The following is an 18406-nucleotide window of genomic DNA, read 5'->3' as shown; positions in this document are numbered from 1 at the left end:
ACTGTCAAGATCGTGACAACCAACCTGACCTTCGAACCTTAACTACTTAAACAAATTAGAAACGATGGATTTTTTAGACAAAGTGTTACAGGACTTGAGCCTTATCGACCTGAAAGAGATCATAGGCTCCTTCGTGATTCTATTCGTAGCGATCGATATTATCGGTGCTATTCCCGTGGTGCTTAGCCTCAAGGACAGAGGCCAGTCCTTCCATAGCGGCAAGGCCACCACTTTCTCCTGCGTCATGATGCTCGCTTTCCTCTTCATCGGAGAGCCTATGCTGAACTTCTTCGGTGTGGACGTCTCTTCCTTCGCCGTAGCAGGAGCTATCGTCCTCTTCGTGATGGCCGTGGAGATGATATTCGGCGTGCAGATATTCAAGGACGACGGGCCTGCCGGCAGTGCCACCATCGTGCCGCTGGTATTTCCTCTCTTTGCCGGTGCGGCAACGTTTACCACCATCCTCACGCTGCGTGCCGACGGTATAGCGATGACCAACATCGCCATTGCCATCCTGATCAACGTGGCTATGATCTACCTGATGCTCCGTTTCGTAAACCAGCTGGAGCGTTTCTTCGGCAAGGGCGGTATATATATCCTGCGCAAATTCTTCGGTGTCATTCTGCTTGCCATCTCGGTGAAGTTCTTCACCGGCAATATCGTCAAGATCATCGAGACGATGAACGAAGCCTTGCAGAAGTAAGCGATGCTGGACTTTGCTGCCATAGACTTCGAGACGGCCAATGCCGAGCGGACGAGCGTCTGCAGCGTGGGCATCATCGTTGTACGAGGTGGCGAGATCGTACACCGTTATTACAGCCTGATTCGCCCCGAACCGGACTATTACAATTACCACAATACACGCGTACACGGACTGACCGCTGCCGACACCGAGTCGGCACGGATCTTTCCGGACGTGTGGGCCGAGGTGGAGCCTCTGATCGCAGGGCTTCCGCTCGTGGCACACAACAAGCCGTTCGACGAAGGTTGCCTCAAGGCGGTATTCAGGATGTACCGAATGGACTACCCCGACTACCCGTTCTTCTGCACGCTCCAAGCAGCACGCCGCCAACTGCGACACCTCAGCGATCATCGTCTGCCCACCGTAGCCCAATGCTGCGGATATATATTGGCACAACACCACCAAGCCCTGGCAGATGCAGAAGCCTGTGCCGCCATCGCCCTGAAGCTCTTGTAGAAAACCGGCATGAAGCCTCATGCCCCTCTTTTATCCATTGCGCGCTACAAGCATTTCTATAATATAAAGACCGGCTTGTATGCGAGTGCCCATGTTTTTTCACAATCCAAAAGAGCCGATACTCCCACTTTACACAAAAAAAAGACCGAAAAGAACTCAATCGTATGAATATATTTTCTACCTTTGGGACTCTCTCAATCACATTTATCGGGAACCATGTATCGGGACATAAAAGCAAAGAAAACCACCTTCGTGGGCGACTGCATACCAAGTCGCTCCCTGCGCTTTTTCCGTTTGAAATCCCCTCAAATCCTTACTACTGACGATAGCCCCGTAGCGGCCGTCGGAATGCCGAATAAAGGCATTTTTCCCCCCCCCCCCCGTTTTACATTTATAAACAACTGACAAACAGTCTGTTACAACCTTTGCAAGGCCTCGATCGGGAAGTCTTGCAGGATACCTCATACCCTTTCCCCTTTCTTTCGGGATCCACACCCCTAAGGGATCTCCTCCAAGACCCCTCAGGGATCCCTCCTGAGACCCCTAAGGGGTCCCACCAGACACTCCTTAGGGATCCCATAGGAGACTCCTCGGGGGTCTCAATAGGGATCCCTCGGGGGTCTTCTTGGACTGACAACATTTCATTATCATATTAACCCTTTAACAATTATTCTTATGCTGAACTTATCAGTCAAGAGCCAGATCATGAAGATCGGCAAGCACAAGGACAAGACCATGTACTATGCCCAAGTGGACAAACCCCGAGTAATCGAGTACGAGGACGTCATCAAAGACATTGCAGAGATGTCCTCCCTGACCACAGGCGATGTGCGCAATGCCATCGACCGACTCGCCTACTACCTCCAGCGCGAACTCACCGAGGGCAATACCGTCAGACTCGGACAGATCGGCACCTTCCGCGTGTCCGTTCCTTCCAAGTATGTGGAAACGGAGAAAGAGGTGAATGCCTCCATCCTCAAAAAGCCCAGAATCCGTTTCTATATCAATAATACGCTCTCTGCCGTAGCCGAGAACATCCGTCTGGCTGTCTACCGTAACGGTCAGAAAGTAGATGACACCACCTCTCCCTCCACACCGAGCGAAGGCGGTGGCGAACAAACCGGCGGAAGCGGAGGCCTCTGATTGCAAATTTCTCATCCGTAGGCTGATGACAGCCTACGGATAATAATTAAATTACTATGTCAGATCGTTTAAAAATAGCAAAACGAGTTGTGCTATTTCCCTTGTTGTTATCAAATATTATTTATTATTTTACTCGTAGAGGGAGCATACATTCTTAGTTTGGCTTTCTCTACCAATAATGTATGGGCTTGGTAAAGCTTTTGATTTAAAAGATTAACAAATCACCTTGACTCCACATACAGCAATAATAAAACAACTAAAAACACATAATAAAAAGGCTATTTTTGAAACTTAATTTCTGTTATATAGGATTATAGTCATCTTTCCTAAAATACGTTATGATCCGAGCGAGTCCAATGGTTTGGGTCTTCTTACTGAGCTGCCTTTATGGACAGCTATATGCTCTCTGATTGTTTGTTTTCTTATTGCTAATCTGCAAAAAGACAACTAATGAAGACTATTTAGTGGAATATGCATCATTTTAAGTATAATAAAATTATTAAGCTCAAATGAGTATCCAATTTATTGTTCACTATTCTTTCCATTTTCTTGCACCTCTATTGTTTGCCTTATTCTTTCAGAAAGGTAAACGCATAAAGGCTTATTTAATCATGCTATGCACAATGTTGGTAGATTTAGATCATTTATTGGCAACACCCATATTCGACCCAAACAGATGCAGTATTGGATTTCATCCGCTGCATTCTTATTGGGCAATAGGATTTTATACGATACTTTGTGTCGTGCCACTAAAAAGATTTAATCTGCCTTGGTGGATACGCCCAATAGGGATAGGATGCCTGTTCCATATGTTCACTGATTTTCAAGATTATTATTTTTGGAATTTTTAACTCATTTTTTTTAGGTTATGAAAAAGACTAAAACATTACTATTGATGTTTTTTTTAGCAATTTTCTCTTCTATCCAAGTAGAAGCACAACAAATCAATAAGACTTCTGTAGAAGAAACTAATACTCTTTCTAGCTTCGTGAAAAAACAAGATGTCAATAAATTTCTTGAGGCTTTTTGCAGAGAGTGTTATAATTCTTGCTTCAAAGGAAGGACATATGTACAGAATTCATTATCAATAGCAAATTTTTCTGTTATAGATGAGAATAATATTAGAGCGAGTGGTACACATTCGTACAGAGGACGATTTGGAGTACTTTACGACAGTTATGATTTCTCTGCAATTATAACATTAGTGTCAAGTGGTATTAAAATAGAGTTTAGGAAGAGATCTGCTCCAGACTTATTTAATGATGATTACTACTGGGAGACATGTGATAGAGTAATTAGGATATAGATGGACTATTTTTATTGGATACCTGTGTATCAATAGATAGCATGCGGGACAGATGAGGTATTAAAAACCTTATTCTGTCCCGCATCCGTTTTTGAGGTGGTTTGTCCGAATAGATATGGGTGAGTATTTACAAACTCAAAGACAAACTAAATGTATAGGGATGGAGCTTGGGGCCTTTACCGCTTCGGAAAAGTGGTGTCAGCGAATAGGTAAAGAAAATCCCTACGTTACGATGGTTGATACCGGCACGGGCTTCGACCGAGAAGGTGTTCAGATTGACCCTCCTCAACTTTTCCAGCCGGATATCCGGGCCATCGGTCATAGCAACAGAATATACTTTGGCTCTCAATACAGGAGCTATATAGACAGCCAAGTTAGAACCGACCCCATTGAATACCAGTGCCGGCATGGCTTTCAGATATACGGCAGAGAGGCTACATTCGGCTCGGCCGGGCATATCCACTACGGTAGTCACTCCGTCGATATTCTTCAGCGTTTTGGAGTCGGTGACACGGTAAAGATCGGCATCCCAGCCGAGGGCATAAGTCAGTACCAGATACTTGTTCAGACGGTAAATATCTCCGTAGAGCTGGAGCGAAATACGGTAGGAATGACTCCGACCTATGTCGGAATGAGAGTCATCGACAAACAACCCTCCCCATTCGAAAGAACCTAAACCGTAAGTACCCCAAATGGGCATTTCCTTATCCCTGTTCGGCCGATTGATCAAAGTATTCCGAAAGCGTTGTTCGATGCTGCGACCATTGCGATAGACACCTCTGAATATCTTTTCGTTTCGGATCGTATCTCCCGAAGGCATGGACTCCTGTATAATTACCTCGAAATCGTCCTCACCATCCTTGATCATAATGGTTTTCTCCCCGGCACGAATCACCGTATCGCGAACGGCCGAAGGAAGGCTGTCGGCGTAAGAGGCAAGCACGGAGGACAGCAGTATAGCGGTGGTCAAAAAGAAACGTTTCATTGCTTTTTCGTTTTTAGAAGCCAAAGCCGAAGCCGATGGCGAACATGCGTGTATCAGGTCCTTTTCCGCTGCGGAACAGGGGCGTAAGCGTATAAGAACCATAGAGATTGAAAGCACTGTAATTGATACCGACACGGGCTTCGAGGACGATAGGATTCAGGTTCAGATCGCGACCGTGTTTCTGATGACTCTTGTTGTCCGGCAACCACACCTTAGAGCTGGAAGCCGTCTTGAACTTCAGCACTGGAGCGGCATAGAGAGAAAAGGAGCTGCGGCACTTCTTCATCATAAACGGTACGGCGACGTTCATATAGGTAATGTGCAGTCGGCTGTTGTCGTAAGTGATTCCTTCGGCAGCCTGGAGCACTTGGGTAAGCCCCTCTACATCCTGAAATGAATGATTGTTCTTCAGGTGAATGGAGTTGAACTCGATGTCCAGATTGGGGGCGATCACCAGCCAGTCATTGAGTCGGTACGAGACGCTCATCAAACCCAGCGTATAGCGGAGCGAAGAGCTGGCATTGACATGCTCGCCTGCAGAGCCCGTGAGGTTTACGAATCCGAGTTTGAAAGAACCCAACCCAATGGAACGAATCCGTTTGTCGCCGGTGCACTTGCTGCTTCTCGTAAGGTTGAGAGGTACATCGAAGATCGTATTGCGGAAACGCTGCTCGATGCTCCGCCCTTTGAGATACACTCCTTTGAATACCTGTTCGTTCCGTCCGTGCGTACCGTCGGCATTGTAGCGGTAGAGCGTGATGTCGATGTCGTCCTCGGTTTCGTTGATGACGACTACCTTGTCATCGATTCGGACAGTCGTGTCGAGAGAAACCTGCGCGGGCTTGCCGGCAATAGCCATCTGCACGAAGAAGATACCGGCGAGGCCAAAGAGAAATGCTTTTTTCATGAGTGATTCTGTATTTTATGTGTTAGTTGATTATCAATTCTTGTTTTGCATCAGGAGCGATACCAAATCCTCGGAACCGATCTTACCCTCGATGTAGATGAGCGTGATACCGCGTTTGGGACTGTAGCGATAGAGTATATATCGGTTCAGGCCGTTGGCCGGAGAGAGTTCATAGTAGCCCGAAGTCAGGATACCGGAGTCTATCACCTCCTTGATACTTTTGGCAGACTTTCGATCAGCGGATACCGCATCCTGTATCTTCTGCAGGCGTTTGCCCGGATCGCGCATGGTCAGGCTCTTGTACAGATGAATGTCGTATTCGTCCAACATCTCCCTGTTCATCACTACCATCGTCACATCTTTGGCTCGGCCATAGCGGTCGAATACCCCCTGTACATGCGGCTGTGCCGGGCTTTGTCCGTATGCCGAAGCAAGAGCCGTCAGGCACAGGAGCAGGGTGAGCAGATATAGTTTGTACTGTTTCATCGTATTTTTTGCTGATACTGTTTTATTCCGATTGTGTGTTCGCTTGTACATCCGTCAAAGGTCGAAAAGCTCCTGTGCCAGCTCCTCTCTATCGATGGATACGGCTTCGAAGGCTTCCTGTGCATACTGCCGTACCAGATCGGGATCGTTCACGCGCTCGCCGTTCACCATGGCGAAGGAGCCGGTAGTCGGCAGTGGCTGATCCGCCACATGAGGCGATCGGAGAGCGATCGTCAGAGCGATAGCCGCTGCTACGGAAGCTCCTCCCACACTCCATAGGAAGTGCTTTGCCGACAGGCTCCGACCGGTAGATTTCGGAGTGTCGGAAAGGAAACGTCCATCCACGGCACGCCTGCAACTGACATAACCGAAGAGGGGGCGCAAGTGCTCCCACTGCTCGGGCAGCCGGGCCGTCGCGAAGTAGCGACGGAGGCGATCCTCTTCTGCACCGGAGGTAAGCCCGTCGAAGTACTTATCTAACAACCGGCCTATTTCTGCTTCGGTCGGGATAGCTTTTCTGTTGAACCCTATTCGTTTCATCATCGTTTGAGTTGGAGAGCCAGAGCTGTACGCAGTGCACGTCGGGCACGGCTCAAGTTGGTATAAACGGCTTCGACCTTCACGCCCACGAGCCGGGCGATTACCTCGCTTTCGTAGCCTTCGATCTCTTTCAGCCGGAAAGTCATTCGCTGCAACGGAGGCAACGCTTCGATGGCAGCTTCCACCAGACGCATGGTCTCGGACTGCTCTAGTACGCCCTGGGGTGTAGGGGCATGATCGGAGAAAGGCAGATTGTCCGGCAGCGGTTCCATCCGTCCTTCTTTGCGGAGCATATCCAAGGCTATTCGCCGAGCAGTGGTCACAGCCACTGCTTCGATGCTGTCGTATTCGCCCAGCCGCTCTCGGTTGATCCACAGACGCATCAGAGCCTCTTGCGACACATCGGCCGCAGCTTCCTCGTCGTCGAGGATGCTATATGCCACTCGTTTGAGCCGAGGAGCCAAAGGGGCTACGCTATGGGCGAATGCTTCTACTTCCATGCTAAGTAATCGGGACAAAACCTCCGTTGCAAAGGTCTTTATTTACGAGACGCAGAACAAACCGAAATCTGTCATCCGATGGCACATTTTTTTTGCCGTTCCCCTGAATCTCATCCTTTCAACCCACCCATCGCCGATCCGAAGCGACACCTCATCCAATACAGCTATTACTTCCTTCCGCTATCGAACTCAAACTGCAAAACATTGGCACATCGGCTTATACAGGGATCGGTTTACGCGCCGGATTTTTTGTATTCGTCGTTCCTCAAAACGTGGCGCGTAAACTTTTCGCTTTTGGTTCGGGAACTGAAAAATTCTCGCGCCACAACGAAAAATTTCTCGCGCCATTTTCTGAGAAAACGCGCGCCACAATCGGAGCATTTTTGGTTCGTGTTTCCATGCCAGCAGGTTACAGACATGGGTGCGATCGGATCGATGTCGGGGCGTTATGGCTGCATGTCTTATTTCTTTACTTTTGTAGGGAGCGCAGGCGAACACCATTCGCTCGCTATCTCCATTCATCCAATACCTTTATCCGCTTTCAGCAAAATGAATCGAGCACGAATCATCGTAGCCGGCATAGGCCCGGGAGGAGCATCGGATATTACTCCTGCAGTGCTATCGGCTATCGGCCGGTCCGACGTAGTCGTCGGCTATAAATACTATTTCCGTTTTATCGAACCTTATCTCCGTCCGGATACCCACTGCGTGGATACCGGCATGAAGAAGGAGCGGCAGCGTGCCGAGGAAGCATTCGGGTATGCCCTCAGCGGCAAGACGGTCTGCGTGATCAGCTCCGGCGATGCCGGCATCTACGGTATGGCTCCTCTTATATATGAAATGAAACGAGCCAAAGGCGTGGAGATGGACATCGAAGTGCTGCCCGGCATCAGTGCTTTTCAGAAAGCGGCTTCGCTGCTGGGTGCTCCCATCGGTCATGACCTCTGCCTGATCTCGCTGAGCGATCTGATGACCCCTTGGCCGATCATCGAAAAGCGCATAGTGGCAGCAGCCTCCGCAGACTTCGTCACAGCTATATACAACCCTAAGAGCGAGGGCCGATACTGGCAGCTCTATCGTTTCGTAGAGATCTTCATGCAGTATCGTTCGGCCGATACGCCCGTCGGACTTGTCCGTCAGGCAGGTCGGGAAGAGGAGCAGGTGACGGTGACGACTCTCGGCGAATTCGATCCCGAAGTGGTGGATATGTTCACTGTCGTACTCGTAGGCAATTCGCAGTCGTACTGCTACGAAGGGCACTTTATCACCCCTCGCGGCTACTACCCCGAAGAAGAGATCGAAGCCAAAGGTATCGGGCAGGAGATTATGATCAAGAGTTTCCGCACGATCGAGAAAGAGCTGCACCGTCAGGATTGGCCTTTAGACCACAAGTGGGCTTTGCTCCATGCCATTCATACCACAGCGGACTTCGATATGGAGAATATACTCTACACGGATGCCGGTGCGGTGGCTTCTCTGTATGAAATGATCGAAGCCGGACGGCTGCGCACGATTGTCACAGATGTGACCATGGTTACCTCCGGTATTCGCAAGGGGGCACTGGAGCGTCTGGGTGTGGAGGCCAAATGCTATCTGCATGATCCGCGCGTGGCAGAACTGGCCGCTCGTCACGGCATCACCCGAACGCAGGCCGGTATACGCCTGGCCGTAGAGGAGCACCCCGATGCTCTTTTCGCCTTCGGCAATGCACCCACAGCCTTACAGGAACTGGCCGATCTGATCCGTCGGGGCAAAGCCTCTCCGGCCGGGATCATTGCGGCACCGGTCGGATTCGTCCACGTACAGGAATCCAAACATGCCGTGAAGCCGTTCCGCTCCATTCCGAAGATTATCGTCGAAGGCCGTAAAGGCGGCAGCAATCTGGCTGCCACGCTGGTCAATGCCATACTCTGCTATAACGATGCCGAACAACTCAGACCGGGGCGCGATGTGTGAAGCTACTTACGGAGGTGCTTCTCCTCAGATACGGCGACAGCGATTCGTCATACTCGGGATGAGCGATGACCCTCATCCTTTCTTCCCTCCTGCGGCTATGACAGCTATTGCTTCCGGCAAGATATTCAGCGGAGGCAAACGGCATCATGAGATCGTGCGCGGACTACTCCCTGCGAATGCCGAGTGGATAGATATTACAGTACCGCTGGATGATGTATTTGCCCGTTATCGGGAGTTTGAGGAGATAGTTGTTTTCGCTTCGGGGGATCCGCTTTTCTTCGGCTTTGCCAATACGGTGATGAATCGGCTACCCGATGCCGAGGTTACGGTCTATCCCACGTTCAACAGCTTGCAGATGCTTGCTCATGCTCTTCGCATGCCGTACCACGATATGCGTATCGTATCGCTTACGGGCAGGCCATGGCATGAGTTCGACCGTGCACTGATCGAGCGGGCAGAGAAGATCGGCATTCTGACCGACCAAGAGCATACCCCCTCCGCTATCGCAATGCGAATGCTCGATTACGGCTATGAGGACTATACCATGTCCGTAGGCACTCGGATGGGAAACCCCCAAGAACAATGCTTGGACACGTTCTCCCTGCAGGAGGCAGCCGATCGCGACTTCGAACGCCCCAACTGCTTGATACTCTCGGCTACTCGGCCATTCGCTTGCAGTCGTGCTCCGCTCGGACTGTCCGAAAGTGCTTTCATGCCGCTCAACGGGCGAACGAAGATGATTACGAAGATGCCGTTCCGACTCGTTTCGCTCAGTTGTCTCGAACTGCACCGAGCCTCATCCTTTTGGGATATAGGTTTTTGTACGGGATCCGTTTCCATCGAAGCCAAATTGAACTTTCCTCATTTGCATATCACTGCGTTTGAGATCCGTCCCGAAGGCGCCGAACTGATGTCCGTGAACAGCCGCCGCTTCGGTGCACCCGGCATAGCCTACCGGATCGGAGATTTTATGGAAGAGGATCTCTCTTCCCTCACTCCGCCCGATGCCGTTTTTATCGGCGGCCACGGAGGCCGTCTTGTAGAAATGATCGCTAAGGTGCACAGTGTTATGACAAAAGGCGGCCTGCTGGTATTCAACTCCGTATCGGAAGAGAGTCGGCACCTCTTCCTCACCGGAATAGAAGCCTGTGGGATGGAGCTGCTCTCCTCCGTCCGACTGACGGCTGACGGCAACAACCCTATCGACATACTCCAAGCAAGAAAAAAAGAATAGACACTACCCAATCATGTCGAAACCGAATCGTACTGCTATAATCTGTGTATCCGCTGCCGGTCTGGCATTGGCGCGGACCATTGCATCCGAACTATCGGGAGAGAAAGAGATTTTTGCCGTCGGCACGAATTTTACCGACTGCACGGAGGATGTTTCCTGCATCTCTTCCATTGCGGAGCTGATGGCCAAATCTTTTGCCCGATACGATGCTTGGGTTTTCATCGGTGCCATGGGAATCTGTATAAGGAGCATTGCGCCTTATGTGGCGGACAAACATCACGATCCGGCCGTAGTGAACGTAGACAGCACGGGCAGGTACGTGGTTTCCGTTCTGAGCGGTCATGTGGGTGGAGCTAACGATCTGACACGCCTGATCGCCTCTGCCATCGGTGGCGAACCGGTGGTTACCACCCAAAGCGACCGAACAGGACTCTGGGCATTGGATACGCTGGCTTCGACCTATGGATGGAAAGCCGTTTCCAATACAGGCGACATGAATCGTCCCATTTCGCTCTTCGTGGGGGGAGCACGTACGGCATTGGTATTGGAGACTTCGGGGCGAGGAGAAGATTTTTTGGAAAGGTCTTGTCCGCCTCATGTCCGCCTTTTCTACTCATTCGAAGCTGTCGATCAGGCGGAGTTCGACCTCATTTTGGTTGTTTCTGCCCGGCACTTGGAGAGCCGGTTGCCGATGATCTGCTACTATCCTCCCGTTCTTACGATCGGAGTAGGTTGTCGCAGGCTATGCGCCCCCGAAGGTATTGCGAAGCACATCTTCTCTGAAATACGGCGATTGGGGTATGCTCCCGAAGCCATCGGCCGGATAGCCACCATCGACATCAAAGCCGAAGAGCCGCTTGTGGCCGATCTCGTACATCGTCTCGGAGGGATACCGCTACATATATATACGGGACAAGACCTACAGCCGGTGGAAGTAGCTAACCCCTCGGAAAAGGTATTTGCCGTTACGGGTTGCTACGGAGTAGCCGAAGCCTCGGCACGGAAAGCAGCGGATATGGGAAGTCTTGTGATAGAGAAGCAGAAAGGGCAGCTATCGGAGGGTAACGATTTTACCTTTGCCGTGGCACAGACAGCCGACTCCACCCGTGCCGGCCATATCGAAATAGTGGGAGCGGGTCCGGGCGATCCCGATCTGGTATCGGTGCGAGGCAGACAGTTCTTGGAAAAGGCCGATTTGATTCTCTATGCCGGCAGCCTTGTCCCTCGCGAACTGACTGCTTGTGCCAAAGCCGGTGCCACGGTCAGAAGTTCGGCTGCGATGAATCTGCAAGAACAGTTCGAGATCATGTCGGACTTTTACCGCCGAGGCAAATTAGTGGTACGCCTGCATACGGGCGATCCCTGCATCTACGGTGCTATCCAAGAGCAAATGGCACTCTTCGACCACTACGGCATGCGCTATCATATCACGCCGGGTATCTCCTCGTTTCAAGCTGCGGCCGCAGCTCTGCGCTCACAGTTTACCATTCCCGAACGTACACAAACCATTATCCTCACCCGTGGCGAAGGGCGCACTCCCATGCCGGAGAAAGAGAAACTCCATCTGCTGGCACAGTCCCAAAGCACCATGTGTATCTTCCTTAGTGCCGGCATAGTGGACGATGTACAGCGCGAACTGATGATGCACTACTCTCCCGACACGCCTGTAGCGGCCTGCTATCGACTGACCTGGCCGGATGAAAAAATCTTCCGAGGTACGCTCCGGCATTTGGCAGAAATCGTAAAAGGGAACAACCTGACCCTGACAACGATGATAGTCGTGGGAGAAGCCATAGACAATCGGGAAGGGCTGTCACGGTTGTATGCCGACGAATTCAAACACCTCTTCCGCACATGATCCTACTCTTCGGCGGTACTACGGAAGGCCGTGCCGCAGCTCGCGTGCTGGATGAAGCGGGAAGTCCGTTTTTCTACTCCACCAAAGGCAATCTGCAAGAGATCCGGTGCAGCCACGGCCATCGTCTGACAGGAGCCATGACGGTTGCCGACATGGTTTCGTTTTGTCGGAAAGAAGAGATCCGGCTGATCGTGGACGCCGCTCATCCTTTCGCCGAAGAATTGCACGCTTCAGTGGCTTCTGCCACTGAACAAACAAGTATCCCCGTAGTAAGATACGAGAGACAATACCCTCCACGCGAAGAAGGTATCGTCTGGTGTGCAAACTACGATACGGCTGCCGAGCGGATGCTTGGCGATGGCGTGCAGCGTCTGCTGATGCTCACGGGAGTGAATACGATCCCCAAGCTGGCTGCTTTCTGGAAAGAGCGCACCACCTTTTGCCGCATATTGAAGCGAGACGAATCGGTTGCTTTGGCAGAGAAGAACGGCTTTCCTGCGGAGCGCATCGTTTTCTTCGAACCGCATGCGGACGAGGAACTGATGCAAGCCGTTCGCCCCGATGCCATTATCACAAAAGAAAGCGGAGAGAGCGGTTACTTCCGAGAAAAGATAGAAGCTGCCCGACGGATGGGCATCCGCATATATGCCGTCGTCCGTCCCTCTTTGCCTCCTTCATTCATTCCCGTAGGCGGGCCTGTCGGTTTGAGACGGGCGGTAGAACGCCTCGTGCCGGGATTCTTTTCACTCCGAAGCGGATTCACTACCGGCACCACAGCTACCGCTGCAGTAGTAGCAGCCATGCATCGACTGATGGGGCTTGGCTCTCTTGCCGAAGCTCCCGTAGAATTGCCTTCGGGCGAAATAGTCAGCCTGCCCATAGCGGAAATTCGAGAGGAAGAAGATGCTGTCGTATCCGCAGTCCTGAAAGATGCAGGTGATGATCCGGATGTGACCAATGGTATGGCGGTATGCACTACGGTCAGGCTCAATCCCGAACATGAGGAAGTCCGCTTCCTGCAGGGTGAAGGGGTGGGGGTAGTGACGCTCCCCGGCCTCGGTCTGGAGGTCGGAGGCCCGGCTATCAACCTCGTACCACGACGAATGATGACAGCAGAGGTACGCCGACTCTATGCGCAGGGAGGTGTGGATATTACGATTAGCGTACCCGAAGGCCGAAAGGCTGCCACCCAGACATTCAATCCCCGACTCGGCATACGGGACGGCATCTCTATTATCGGAACATCGGGAGTAGTGAAACCTTTTTCGGCCGAAGCATTCGTTGGTGCCATCCGTAAGCAAGTAGGTATTGCCACCGCCTTGGGAGCCGATCATATCGTCCTCAATTCGGGAGCCAAGAGTGAGCGTTATGTAAAAGGAGCCTATCCGGCACTCATTCCGCAGGCCTTTGTGCAGTATGGCAATTTCGTCGGCGAATCACTCAGTTGTGTAGCTTCCTTCCCTTCCGTCCGTTCGGTAACGGTAGGAATCATGCTCGGCAAAGCGGTGAAACTCGCCGAAGGCTATCTGGACACGCACAGTAAAAAGGTAGTGATGAATCGGGATTTCCTGCACGAACTGGCTCGTCAGGCAGATTGTTCGGAAGACATCCATGCCATAATAGACAGCCTGAATTTGGCTCGTGAGCTATGGACTATGCCGAGTGCGGAGGACAGCGATCGACTGCTACGAAAGATTGCCGAACGATCTTGGGAGACTTGCCGCCCATCGGTACCATCGGCCGAATTAGAACTCCTGCTGATCGATGAGTCCGGAGCGATTCGTTTTCGTATCAAAGGAGAATAACTCCGGTAAGCCGTCAGCTTTTTTTCAGCCAATCCTCTCTTGAAACATCAGGCAAGATGGTGTCTGATATGCCACTTGGAGCAAAGCCTTTTTTCTACTTTCCTCCTCTATCGAATATATGGACGTGGAAGAAGCCGACAAAGAGTGCACCGCCGACGATATTTCCGATGGTGACGGGCAGCAGATTGTCGATCACGAAGCTGCCCCAGCTGACGGAGGCCCCTTGCAGTATGCCGAGTGGAATATAGAACATATTGGCAATGGAGTGTTCGAATCCCATAGCCACGAATGCCATCACCGGCCACCAGATACCGAACATTTTGCCCGTAAAGTCATGAGCCGAAAGCCCCAGCCAAACGGCCAGACAAACTAACCAGTTAGCACCGATTCCCCTAAGAAATGCTACATGAAAAGGCAGAGAGGTTTTGTCTTCCGACAGATGGACAATGGCACTATGCCAAGGATCCGCATCGACGAAGCCGGCCAAATGGACAAGGGAATAGGTGAAAAAGAAAGCACCGATAAAGTTGGCTACATAGACCACCGTCCAGAGCTTGAGTGGGAAGAGACGTGGGATGCGACCTTTGACGGCGGCAGGAATCAGTACGGCATTATTGCTGGTGAACAACTCGGCTCCGGTAAGTACCACAAGAATCAAGCCGACGGGGAACATCGCCCCACTCAGCAGTTTGGCCAGTCCCGGATTGGCTTCGGCCATCTCGGGAAAACCTTTGCCTACCAACAGGGACAAAAAACCTCCGATAGCAATGTATGCTCCGGCCATGATGCCCAACCAAAATATCTGATACCATGTCTTGGCATATTTGCCTGCAGCCATGCTGTAGGTCTGTTCGAGTACTTCTTTCGGATTCCTTACCATCTCTCTGATCTCTTTATATGATGTTGTATTGAAAAAACGAGTATCTCTTTCGGTATGAAGCAATACGCTTTACTACCTGTTACGAAAATAATACAGTATCTAATTAAAACTGCTATCGGAGAGGACAAACTCTTTCCCATCGAAGCGGTAAGCATCAAAAAGGCCTTGCGAACCGACAGGGGCAACTACCTCATCCGTATTTTCACTGATGTACAGCAAGGTCTGACCTCTGCAATTGACTCCCCCTTACTTTCAGTTTTTGCTATATATAAGGAGGAATTGGAGCCGCCAAAGATAATGAATAAGCCCAAAAGCGTCAAAGTCAAGGATTACGTTCACAATCCGGCGGTCTCAAAAGCCATAAGTTTTGCCCCCAAAAACACGCGCAAAAAAAGTTTTCAACAACGAAGAAGTGTTTGGAATGGTTCTAAATAAGCACCCGTAAGGAAGCCGAAAGCAAGACAAAAAAGAAAGGGAAACAGATTTTTTCAGATCGAAAAGCCTTTTTCATTAGTTCGAATAGCAATCTATATATTAAGTGTTTTCGTTTTGTATATATATCTTTTTCGTTTTATATATAAATTATTTTCAATAAATATATGAATCGGAAATGATTTATATAGAAATTGTAGCTTGAGAAGGGCCAATGTAGGAGCTGAAATAAAAGAGGCACGCACCCGATTCGTGGCCGAATTGGGCGCGTGCCTTATGCTTTTAGAGTATGATAGTGACGTTATTCCATGCTATTCATCATGGGGGTAAGCATCGCCTTCTTGGAAGTATGAGAGACGAGGAGTACAAGACCGTACAGAACTATACAGGGAAGCGGATCCGGTGATGGATGAGTATGGGAGTTGAGTGTAGATATTCATTGTCATTTAATCATTTATCAAAGAGTTTTACAAGGGAGCCGAAGTCTCTATTCGTGTATATAACTGCTTGCTGCATGCAAGTGGCTATCGGCATACAAATGTAGCAAAAAGCTCCATTCGAGGGAATCCAAAACAGATCGGAGGTTTGCTCATGTCTCTTAAACTTGCGCAAAATTGCATAGCATGTGTAAAGTTTTGCCGAACAAAAAGAAATGTTTAAGTTTGCATTAGATTATCGCCCTTAGGTGGAAAATACTAAGGCTCGCCACCTCAGTAATGGGGTGGCTTATCTTTTATGATAGTTGTGGAAACAGAAGAAAAACAAAAGGTTATTGTCTACATTGACGGTTTCAACTTTTACTATGGATTGAAATCCACCAAACGGTGGCGGAAATACTATTGGCTTGATATAGTCAAGTTATTTGAAAGTTTCATGCGCCCTAATCAGGAATTGATCGCAGTCAAATATTTTTCAGCCAAGCCTGATGATCTGGAACAGAGTCGCCGTCAGAATGCTTTCTTTCAAGCAAATAAAGAGAATCCGAAATTCCGTTTAATCTTAGGTAAATATCTGAAGAAAGAGATCACCTGTTTTAAGTGTGGGAACATTATTCATACGTATGAAGAGAAAGAAACGGATGTGAGAATTGCGACACAGATTGTTGCAGATGCCTATGAAAAGATTTGCAATGTGGCTATCGTTGTTTCCGCCGACAGTGATATGATTCTGGCTATAGAGCTTGCAACACAGGCGCGACAAAAAGTGTTTGTTTATTTTCCACCCAATCAGTACTCAAGCAATTTAGCTTCAATGGGAATTGGACAACCGACTCAATTGAAACGCTACGAAAGCCGGTTCCGCAACAGCCTTTTCCCTGATACCGTTCACCTTACACTATCCAACTATGACTTGCAAATACCGAAAGAATGGAAAGAGTATCAATGAAATTCGCAAATGGGAAGCTAAAATAATTATGCACTACCGGCTATGACACCTAAAATAATAATAAAGGGAGGTATACCGAACAATTCGGATGCCTCCCTTCCTATTTGGGTATCATCCCTTGCGAGAAAATAAAAAAGCCGTTTCCTGCCCTACGGACAAGTTTGACTACCTTTGCGACCTAAATATAGAATCAGCCGAAATATGAGTGCTTACTCGGAAGAAATAAACGCTCGGCGTACTTTCGCCATTATCAGTCATCCGGATGCGGGGAAAACGACTCTGACGGAAAAACTCTTGCTCTTCGGAGGTGCTATCCATGTGGCAGGAGCGGTCAAAAGCAACAAGATAAAGAAAACGGCTACCAGCGACTGGATGGAGATAGAGCGTCAGCGTGGTATATCGGTGGCAACTTCCGTCATGGGATTCAACTACAAGGACTACAAAATCAACATCCTCGATACGCCCGGCCACCAAGATTTTGCGGAAGATACTTTCCGTACGCTTACTGCTGTGGACAGTGTGATCATCGTCATCGACTGCGCCAAGGGGGTCGAGACGCAGACGCGCAAGCTGATGGAGGTTTGCCGCATGCGCAAGACTCCCGTTATCGTCTTCATCAATAAGCTGGACCGTGAGGGACAGGATCCCTTCGATCTGCTGGACGAGGTGGAGGAAGAGCTTCAGATCCGTGTGCGGCCCCTCTCCTGGCCTATCGATATGGGTGCCCGATTCAAAGGCGTGTACAACATATACGAGGAGGAGCTGAATCTCTTTACCCCGGACAAGCAGCGCATCACGGAGAGCGTGGCTTTCAAGGATCTGAGTTCGTCCGAGTTGGAACAATATATCGGTGAGAGTCAGGCCTATAAGTTGCGTGCGGACATCGAATTGATCGATGGCGTTTATCCACCTTTCGACAAAGAGGAATATCTGGCTGGACAGCTTGCTCCGGTGTTCTTCGGCTCAGCACTCAACAACTTCGGTGTACAGGAGCTGCTGAACTGTTTCGTCGAGATTGCTCCTTCCCCCCAGCCGGTGACTGCCGTGGAGAGGAAAGTGGATCCGCATGAGGAGGGATTTACGGGTTTTGTCTTCAAGATACATGCCAACATGGATCCCAACCATCGCAGCTGTATTGCTTTCGTGAAGATTTGTTCCGGTCGGTTCGAACGAAATACGAACTACAAGCACATCCGTCTCGCCAAACAATTTCGATTCAGCAGTCCTACAGCTTTTATGGCGCAGCGCAAGGAGACAGTGGACGAAGCCTATGCCGGTGATATTATCGGTCTGCCCGATACCGGCAATTTTCAGATTGGGGATACGCTGACAGCCGGCGAAGAGCTTCATTTCCGCGGTTTGCCAAGCTTCTCGCCGGAGCTATTCAAGTACATTGAAAATCAGGATCCGATGAAAGCCAAGCAGTTGGCCAAAGGGATCGACCAGCTCATGGGCGAAGGCGTGGCACAGCTATTCACCAACCAGTTCAACGGACGCAAGATTATCGGGACCGTGGGGCAGCTGCAGTTCGAAGTGATCCAATACCGTCTGCTGCATGAATACGGAGCGCAGTGTCGTTGGGAACCGATCAGCCTGTACAAAGCCTGCTGGATAGACAGTGACAAACCGGAGGCTTTGGAGGCTTTCAAGAAGCGAAAATCGCAGTATATGGCGAAAGATATTGCTGGACGAGATGTATATTTGGCGGACTCGGGCTATGTGCTGAACATGGCACAGCAGGATTTTCCCGATATACGTTTCCACTTCACATCCGAGTTTTAGGATGATTG

General features: G+C 50.0%; 19 protein-coding genes. 12 read left to right on the top strand and 7 right to left on the bottom strand.

Translation table 11 applies throughout. The features are described 5' to 3' along the window. Window positions 1–64: 64 nt before the first annotated feature. The 5 genes from HQ50_RS08535 (at window position 65) to HQ50_RS08520 (ending at window position 3647) form a co-directional block, all read left to right on the top strand. A complete protein-coding gene (locus HQ50_RS08535; RefSeq protein ID WP_018965079.1) occupies window positions 65–703 on the top strand; it encodes a MarC family protein in 639 nt (212 codons plus the stop codon). A 3-nt stretch (window positions 704–706) separates the two neighbouring features. Next, window positions 707–1198, top strand: a complete 492-nt coding sequence (locus tag HQ50_RS08530) for a 3'-5' exonuclease (protein WP_013815458.1) — start codon at window positions 707–709, stop codon at window positions 1196–1198. Between the two features lie 675 nt (window positions 1199–1873). Further along, entirely contained in the window at window positions 1874–2341 is a 468-nt protein-coding gene (locus tag HQ50_RS08525) for an HU family DNA-binding protein (RefSeq protein ID WP_039429734.1), read from the top strand. Between the two features lie 509 nt (window positions 2342–2850). After that, entirely contained in the window at window positions 2851–3192 is a 342-nt protein-coding gene (locus HQ50_RS12230) for a DUF6122 family protein (RefSeq protein ID WP_081960075.1), read from the top strand. A gap of 17 nt (window positions 3193–3209) precedes the next feature. Next, on the top strand, window positions 3210–3647 hold the full coding sequence (locus tag HQ50_RS08520) for a hypothetical protein (protein ID WP_039429731.1): 438 nt from the start codon (window positions 3210–3212) through the stop codon (window positions 3645–3647). A 127-nt stretch (window positions 3648–3774) separates the two neighbouring features. On the opposite strand, the gene HQ50_RS08515 is transcribed toward HQ50_RS08520, so the two are convergent. The 6 genes from HQ50_RS08515 to HQ50_RS12665 form a co-directional block, all read right to left on the bottom strand. After that, window positions 3775–4632: a hypothetical protein gene (locus tag HQ50_RS08515; RefSeq protein ID WP_039418340.1), complete on the bottom strand. Its 858-nt coding sequence runs from the start codon at window positions 4630–4632 to the stop codon at window positions 3775–3777. Between the two features lie 13 nt (window positions 4633–4645). Further along, window positions 4646–5539 (bottom strand): hypothetical protein, encoded by an 894-nt coding sequence (locus HQ50_RS08510; protein WP_039429728.1) that lies wholly within the window; start codon window positions 5537–5539, stop codon window positions 4646–4648. A gap of 33 nt (window positions 5540–5572) precedes the next feature. Then, the gene (locus HQ50_RS08505; protein ID WP_039429854.1) at window positions 5573–6025 is read right to left on the bottom strand and encodes a DUF6108 family protein; all 453 of its coding nucleotides are present in this window, start codon (window positions 6023–6025) and stop codon (window positions 5573–5575) included. A gap of 54 nt (window positions 6026–6079) precedes the next feature. Further along, window positions 6080–6568, bottom strand: coding sequence for a hypothetical protein (locus HQ50_RS08500; protein WP_039426778.1), 489 nt, complete (start codon window positions 6566–6568; stop codon window positions 6080–6082). After that, entirely contained in the window at window positions 6565–7065 is a 501-nt protein-coding gene (locus HQ50_RS08495; RefSeq protein WP_039418335.1) for an RNA polymerase sigma factor, read from the bottom strand. The genes HQ50_RS08500 and HQ50_RS08495 overlap by 4 nt, the downstream gene beginning before the upstream one ends. A 233-nt stretch (window positions 7066–7298) precedes the next feature. Then, window positions 7299–7391, bottom strand: coding sequence for a DUF1661 domain-containing protein (locus tag HQ50_RS12665; RefSeq protein WP_161781409.1), 93 nt, complete (start codon window positions 7389–7391; stop codon window positions 7299–7301). Between the two features lie 223 nt (window positions 7392–7614). Here HQ50_RS12665 and cobJ point away from each other — a divergent pair, with 223 nt between their 5' ends. The 4 genes from cobJ to cbiD are packed head-to-tail and all read left to right on the top strand — an operon-like array spanning window position 7615 to window position 13918. Next, window positions 7615–9021 (top strand): precorrin-3B C(17)-methyltransferase, encoded by a 1407-nt coding sequence (gene cobJ, locus HQ50_RS08490; RefSeq protein WP_010955951.1) that lies wholly within the window; start codon window positions 7615–7617, stop codon window positions 9019–9021. After that, window positions 9014–10255 (top strand): bifunctional cobalt-precorrin-7 (C(5))-methyltransferase/cobalt-precorrin-6B (C(15))-methyltransferase, encoded by a 1242-nt coding sequence (locus HQ50_RS08485; protein ID WP_039429727.1) that lies wholly within the window; start codon window positions 9014–9016, stop codon window positions 10253–10255. The genes cobJ and HQ50_RS08485 overlap by 8 nt, the downstream gene beginning before the upstream one ends. 13 nt (window positions 10256–10268) lie before the next feature. Beyond that, the gene (gene cobM, locus HQ50_RS08480; RefSeq protein WP_039429725.1) at window positions 10269–12113 is read left to right on the top strand and encodes a precorrin-4 C(11)-methyltransferase; all 1845 of its coding nucleotides are present in this window, start codon (window positions 10269–10271) and stop codon (window positions 12111–12113) included. Further along, the gene (gene cbiD, locus HQ50_RS08475) at window positions 12110–13918 is read left to right on the top strand and encodes a cobalt-precorrin-5B (C(1))-methyltransferase CbiD (protein ID WP_039429722.1); all 1809 of its coding nucleotides are present in this window, start codon (window positions 12110–12112) and stop codon (window positions 13916–13918) included. Before cobM ends, cbiD begins: the two co-directional genes overlap by 4 nt. A 94-nt stretch (window positions 13919–14012) precedes the next feature. Here cbiD and HQ50_RS08470 read toward each other — a convergent pair whose 3' ends face one another. Continuing rightward, entirely contained in the window at window positions 14013–14798 is a 786-nt protein-coding gene (locus tag HQ50_RS08470) for a formate/nitrite transporter family protein (protein WP_039429719.1), read from the bottom strand. Between the two features lie 54 nt (window positions 14799–14852). On the opposite strand from HQ50_RS08470, the gene HQ50_RS08465 reads away from it, so the two are divergent. From HQ50_RS08465 to HQ50_RS08455, 3 genes are all read left to right on the top strand, one after another. After that, window positions 14853–15233 carry a hypothetical protein gene (locus tag HQ50_RS08465; protein WP_018965093.1) on the top strand — a complete coding sequence of 127 codons (381 nt, stop codon included), beginning with the start codon at window positions 14853–14855 and terminating at the stop codon, window positions 15231–15233. A 732-nt stretch (window positions 15234–15965) separates the two neighbouring features. After that, window positions 15966–16616: an NYN domain-containing protein gene (locus tag HQ50_RS08460; protein WP_039429715.1), complete on the top strand. Its 651-nt coding sequence runs from the start codon at window positions 15966–15968 to the stop codon at window positions 16614–16616. A 201-nt stretch (window positions 16617–16817) separates the two neighbouring features. Beyond that, window positions 16818–18398 (top strand): peptide chain release factor 3, encoded by a 1581-nt coding sequence (locus HQ50_RS08455; protein ID WP_039426760.1) that lies wholly within the window; start codon window positions 16818–16820, stop codon window positions 18396–18398. The last annotated feature ends 8 nt before the right edge of the window (window positions 18399–18406 follow it).

Source organism: Porphyromonas sp. COT-052 OH4946 (assembly GCF_000765965.1).
Taxonomy (GTDB): domain Bacteria; phylum Bacteroidota; class Bacteroidia; order Bacteroidales; family Porphyromonadaceae; genus Porphyromonas; species Porphyromonas gulae.
This window is presented reverse-complemented; position numbering and strand designations above follow the sequence as displayed.